Source organism: Arthrobacter sp. P1_A5 (genome assembly GCF_056406825.1).
In genome coordinates this window covers 1-5675 of sequence record NZ_JBFTZL010000211.1, presented here as the reverse complement: position 1 = coordinate 5675, position 5675 = coordinate 1, and the positions used below count along the sequence as shown (strand labels likewise).

3 protein-coding genes are annotated in these 5675 nt (G+C 65.7%); 2 read left to right on the top strand and 1 reads right to left on the bottom strand.

What is annotated here, in order from left to right:
- Nucleotides 1-1012, bottom strand: a 1012-nt coding sequence (locus tag AC1D1S_RS18705) for a zinc-dependent metalloprotease (RefSeq protein WP_476995167.1), incomplete at its 3' end; no start/stop codon positions are given.
- A gap of 257 nt (nucleotides 1013-1269) precedes the next feature.
- On the opposite strand from AC1D1S_RS18705, the gene AC1D1S_RS18700 reads away from it, so the two are divergent.
- Nucleotides 1270-2418 carry a YlbL family protein gene (locus tag AC1D1S_RS18700; RefSeq protein ID WP_243181170.1) on the top strand — a complete coding sequence of 383 codons (1149 nt, stop codon included), beginning with the start codon at nucleotides 1270-1272 and terminating at the stop codon, nucleotides 2416-2418.
- Between the two features lie 214 nt (nucleotides 2419-2632).
- Entirely contained in the window at nucleotides 2633-5629 is a 2997-nt protein-coding gene (locus AC1D1S_RS18695; RefSeq protein WP_243181171.1) for a UPF0182 family membrane protein, read from the top strand.
- Nucleotides 5630-5675 lie beyond the last annotated feature (46 nt).

The following is a 5675-nucleotide window of genomic DNA, read 5'->3' as shown; positions in this document are numbered from 1 at the left end:
CACCCCAGGTGAGTTCGTCCACCCAGCCCTCCACCAGGGCCAGCGCGGTCTCCAGCTTTTCGAGGGCCTGCTCCTGGGCGGGAGTCCGCTGCGGCATGAAGACACCCTGCGAGAGCGCCTCCTGGATGCCCTCGGGGTTGCTGGGATCGATCTCGCGTGCCAGTTCTTCGATCTTGGACGTGTCGATGTGGATGCCGCGGGCGTAGGCCTCGATAGCGCCGAGCAGGTGCCCGCGCAGCCAGGGGACCTGGACGAAGAGGCGGGCGTGTGCCGCCTCGCGCACGGCCAGGAACAGGCGGATGTCGTTCTCCGGCAGGCTGAGGCCCTCACCGAATTTCTCCACGTTGGCCGGCAGAAGCGCCATTTCAAGGTCTGCGAGGGGCACGCCAATGTCCGTCGAGCTGACCACTTCGGCCGAGAGCGCGCCGATCGCCTGGCCGAGCTGCATGCCGAAGATCGCCCCGCCCATGTTCTGGATCATCGAGGAGGCGCCGCCCATCATGGACTTCATTTCCTCGGGCATCTGCTCGGTCATGGCGGCCGAGAGCGCATTGGCAATGCTGTTGGCCACGGGCTCGGTCAGCCGCTTCCACGTCCCAAGGGTTTCCTCGACCCATTCGGCGCGGGACCACGCCCGGCCGATCAGTCCCGTGGCCGGAAGCCCGGTGACCTGGTCGAGCCACAGTTCGGCCAGCCGAAGGGCCTCGTCGACCTCCCGCGACTGATGCGCCGTGACCGAGGGGTCGGATCCGCTGGCGGCGACGCGCCGGGCGTTGTCATGTGCCAGCTGCCAATTGACGGGCCCCTCCGAGGGGGCGCTCATCATCGCCTGCACCTGGGAGAACATCTGGGCCAGGAGGTTTGGATCGTCCGGGAGGCCTGCCGCCTTGGCGAGCTCGGCGGGGTCGATATTGCCCATGCCCTGCCCGCCCATCAGGTTTTTGAGCATTTCGGCCAAGGGATCCTTGGGTTCCTCGTCGCCATTGGACGGATTGAGTGGGTTGGAGGTCATGATCCCGCCGATCGTCGGTGTGGCTGCTTCTCAACTTCACGGTACMCCTGTGCAAGAGTGGCTGTCTGCCGAAACCGCGCCACGTTCGCTGTAGGCAAAGAGCCGTCCGGGGTCCCAAGCGCGTAGGCTTGGAAGTTGGAATATTTGCACGCGGCAGCCTCGGGTTAGGCTGCGGCCCTGGTGCGTGGTCGCGGTGGCCTCTCGGGCTTGTCCTGGCAGGGCCGCAGCCCCTCGTGCCGGCACGGAGAGGTCGTTCAATGACAATCACCCACGGTGAGCAGCCCGCCAGCGACCCAGCGGCCGGCCCTGCCCGGGGAAGGAGGGCGCGACTGGCTGGCGCCGGCGTGCGGCGCCCGCGCAACAACCGGTCTTCAGCCATGCTTGTCTCGGGGCTGCTTGCCGCCGCGCTGGGCATCACCGCGGTGAGTCTTCCCGTGCCCTACGTGATCGAGTCTCCCGGCCCCACCTTCAACACCATCGGCCAGGATAACGGCAAACCGGTGATCAGCGTCAGCGGCCATGAGTCGTTTCCCGCCAAGGGCAGCCTGGACCTGACCACTGTCTATGTCGACGGCGGTCCCAACGGTTCGGTCAGCGTCTTCGAGGCGTTCTCGGCATGGCTGAACGGGACCAAGGCCGTCTACCCCCAGGAACTGCTGTTCCCCACCGGCGTCACCAAGGAACAGTCCCAGCAGGAGAGCGCCACCGCGATGACCACCTCCCAGGAGAACGCCATCGCCTCGGCACTGAAGGAACTGAAGATTCCGTTCGGGCAGAAAATGCAGGTGGCCGGGCTCCCGGACGACTCCGCCTCGAAGGGACTGCTGCAGGCAGGGGACGAACTTGTCTCCATCAATGACAAGCCCATCACTGCGCTCGGCGTGGTCCAGGCGGAACTGGCCGCCGGCAACGGCAAGCCCGCCAAGGTCATCGTGGAACGCGCCGGCGCCCGGGTGCCAGTCACCATCACGCCGGCCAAAAACAGTGCGGGCCGCTACATCCTCGGTGTCTTGCTGCAGTACAAGTTCACCTTCCCGTTTGATGTCACCATCTCGCTCGACAAGGTCGGTGGCCCCAGTGCGGGCATGATGTTCGCGCTTGGCATCATTGACACCGTCACTCCCGGGGACCTGACCGGCGGCAGGCACATCGCCGGAACCGGAACCATCACCCCGGACGGTGCCGTAGGACCCATCGGCGGGATCGCCCAGAAGATGCAGGGGGCGCGGTCCGGCGGGGCCACGCTGTTCCTGGCCCCTGCGGCCAACTGCGAAGACGTCCTGGGCCACATCCCCGACGGCCTGCAGGTGGTCCGGGTCGAGAACCTCACCGAGGCCCGCAAGGCAGTTGAACTGGCGGCGTCAGGCGGCGACACATCGGGCCTGCCGGTCTGCACCAACAACTAGACTGGCCGCGGAACTAAGCGCCGGCCCCAATCGTGGCACTAATTGACGGCCGCGCCGTCCCGCCGGGACCCTGCTGCAGGGCCCTGACGGAACGGCGGTGACGGCCGTTAGAATGCATCAACCTGCAACACCGGCACTTGGTCGCCAGACTGAGCCACAGCAGCGACTGATAACTAAAAACCAGCAGTAGACGACCAGCTATGAGGTACCGAGTTTGTCCCGTCCCGCCAGCACTGTCCCGCCCGGAAGACCCCAGACACGACGCGGCGCCCTGACGCCGACGCTGATCATCGTGGCCCTGATCGTGGTCGGATTCATCTTCTTCGCCAATGTCTGGACGGATGTCCTCTGGTACCAGCAGCTCGGCTACTTCGAAGTGTTCCTGACCGAGAACCTGGCCAGGATCGTGATCTTCCTGACAGGTTTCGCTGTCATGTTCCTGGCCGTCTTCTTCGCCATCAGGATTGCCTACCATGCGCGGCCGGTGTACGCCCCCGATTCGGAAATCCGGGACAACCTCAACCGCTACCAGGCGCAGCTCGAACCGATCCGCCGCGTCGTGATGGTGGGGCTTCCCATCCTCTTTGGCCTGTTCGCCGGCAGCGCCGCGGCCAGCCAGTGGCAGAAAGTCCTCCTGTTCCTGAACCAGGAGCCATTCGGCCAGAACGATCCGCAGTTCGGGCTCGACATCAGCTTCTACCTCATGACTCTTCCCTTCCTCGGCTTCGTCACCGGGTTCCTCATCAGCGTCACGGTGATCGCTGGCCTTGCCGGCATCCTCACCCACTACCTCTACGGCAGCATCCGGATCATGGAACGCGGGATCTTCACCAGCCGCGCCGCGCAGATCCACCTGGCTGTCACGGGCGCCGCCTTCCTGGTGCTGATGGGCCTCAACTTTTGGCTGGACCGCTACTCCACGGTGCAGAACAACGGCGGGCGCTGGGCCGGTGCGCTGTACACGGACGTGAACGCCGTCATTCCGACCAAGGCCATCCTCGCCGTGGCCGCTGCCATCGTCGCCGTGCTGTTCATCGTCGCCGCGGTCATCGGCAAATGGCGGCTGCCGGTGATCGGCACCGCCATGCTCATCATCACGGCCATCCTGGCCGGCGGCGTCTACCCGTGGGTCATCCAGCAGTTCCAGGTCCGGCCCTCGGAGCAGACGCTGGAGAACGAATACATCAAGCGGAACATCGCGATGACCCGTGCGGCCTACGGCCTGGATAAGGTCCAGGAAAAGCGGTACAACGCCACCACCAACGCCACCACCGGCGCGCTGGCCCCCGATGCGCAGACCACCGCCAACATCCGGCTGCTGGACCCGAACCTGATCTCGGATGCGTTCTCGCAGCTCGAACAGTACCGGCCCTACTACCAGTTCCCCAGCGCCCTGAACGTGGACCGCTACGAGATCGACGGCAAGATCCAGGACACGGTCATCGCCGTCCGCGAACTCAACCCGGACGGGCTCGCCACGAACCAGCAGTCCTGGCTGAACCGGCACGTGGTCTACACCCACGGCTACGGCGTCGTCGCCGCCAAGGGCAACAAGTTCACCGTGGACGGCAAGCCGGACTTCCTGCAGGCGGGCATCCCGTCCACCGGCGCGCTCGGCAACGATTCGACCTATCAGCCCCGCGTCTACTTCGGCCAGGACTCGCCCGACTACTCGATCGTGGGCGCCCCGGATGGTGCACCGCACCGTGAGCAGGACCGGCCCGCGGCCAAGGAAGGCGACGGCGAGACGCAGTACACCTTCACCGGGAACGGCGGCCCGAATGTGGGCAGCTTCTTCAACAAGATCCTTTACGCGATCAAGTTCCAGTCCTCGGACCTGCTGCTTTCCGACGGCGTGAACGCCGAGTCCCAGATCCTCTACGACCGCAACCCGCGGGACCGCGTCGAAAAGGTGGCGCCCTACCTGACTGTTGACGGCAATCCGTACCCCGCCGTCGTCGACGGCAGGGTGAAATGGATCGTGGACGGGTACACCACCAGCCCGTACTTCCCGTACTCCCAGCAGGAGCAGCTCTCGGCCGCCACGGCCGACTCACAGACCGCCGCGAACCGGACAGTAGCCCTGCCCAACAGCTCGGTGAACTACATCCGCAACTCGGTCAAGGCCACCGTGGACGCCTATGACGGTTCCGTGACGCTGTATGCCTGGGACGACCAGGATCCGGTCCTGAAGGCCTGGCAGAAGATCTTCCCGACGTCGGTGAAGCCGTATTCGGAGATGTCCGGTGCGCTCATGAGCCACGTGCGCTACCCGGAGGACCTGTTCAAGGTCCAGCGCGAGCTTCTGGGCCGCTACCACGTGACCAACCCGGACAGCTTCTACACCAACATTGACGCCTGGTCCGTTCCCAACGACCCCACCGTCAAGGACGAAGTCAAACAGCCGCCGTACTACATGTCGCTGAAGATGCCCGACCAGGACAAGCCGGCGTTCCAGCTGACCTCGTCGTTCATCCCGCAGGTGGTCAACGGCAACGCCCGCAACGTGCTCTACGGCTTCCTGGCCGCGGACTCCGACGCCGGCAACCAGAAGGGCGTCAAAGCGGACAGCTACGGCCAGCTGAGGCTCTTGCAGATCCCGCCGGAGACCCAGGTCCCCGGACCTGGCCAGGCGCAGAACAAATTCAACTCCGACCCCACCGTTTCGCAGGCCCTTAACCTGTTGCGCCAGGGTGCGTCGGCGGTGCTCAACGGCAACCTCCTGACCCTGCCGGTCGGTGGCGGCATGGCGTACGTCCAGCCCGTCTATCTTCGCTCCACGGGGGAGACCTCCTACCCGACGCTGCAGCGGGTCCTGGTGGCGTTCGGCGACAAGATCGGGTTCGCGCCCACGCTGGACGAGGCCTTGAACCAGCTCTTCGGCGGAAATTCCGGTGCCGCAGCAGGTGACTCGGCGAACAAGGGACAAACACCGGCCACGCCCGCCACGCCAGGTGGGGCCACTCCGCCGCCTGGGACTACCGATGCGAAGGCAGACCTGAAGGCCGCGCTGGACGAGGCCAATGCGGCGATCAAGGCCGGCCAGGACGCCCTCGCGAAGGGCGACTTCGCGACCTATGGCGAGCAGCAAAAGAAGCTGAACGCTGCCTTGCAGAAGGCGCTCGAGGCCGAAGCGAAGCTGGAAACCCCTGCGGCGCCGGCGGGCACCGCCACACCGTCGCCCTCTCCGTCGGCGACGGCGGGCGGCTAACGCGCCGCAGGCTGTGAACGGTGCGACAGGCCGGGTTTGCCCCTCC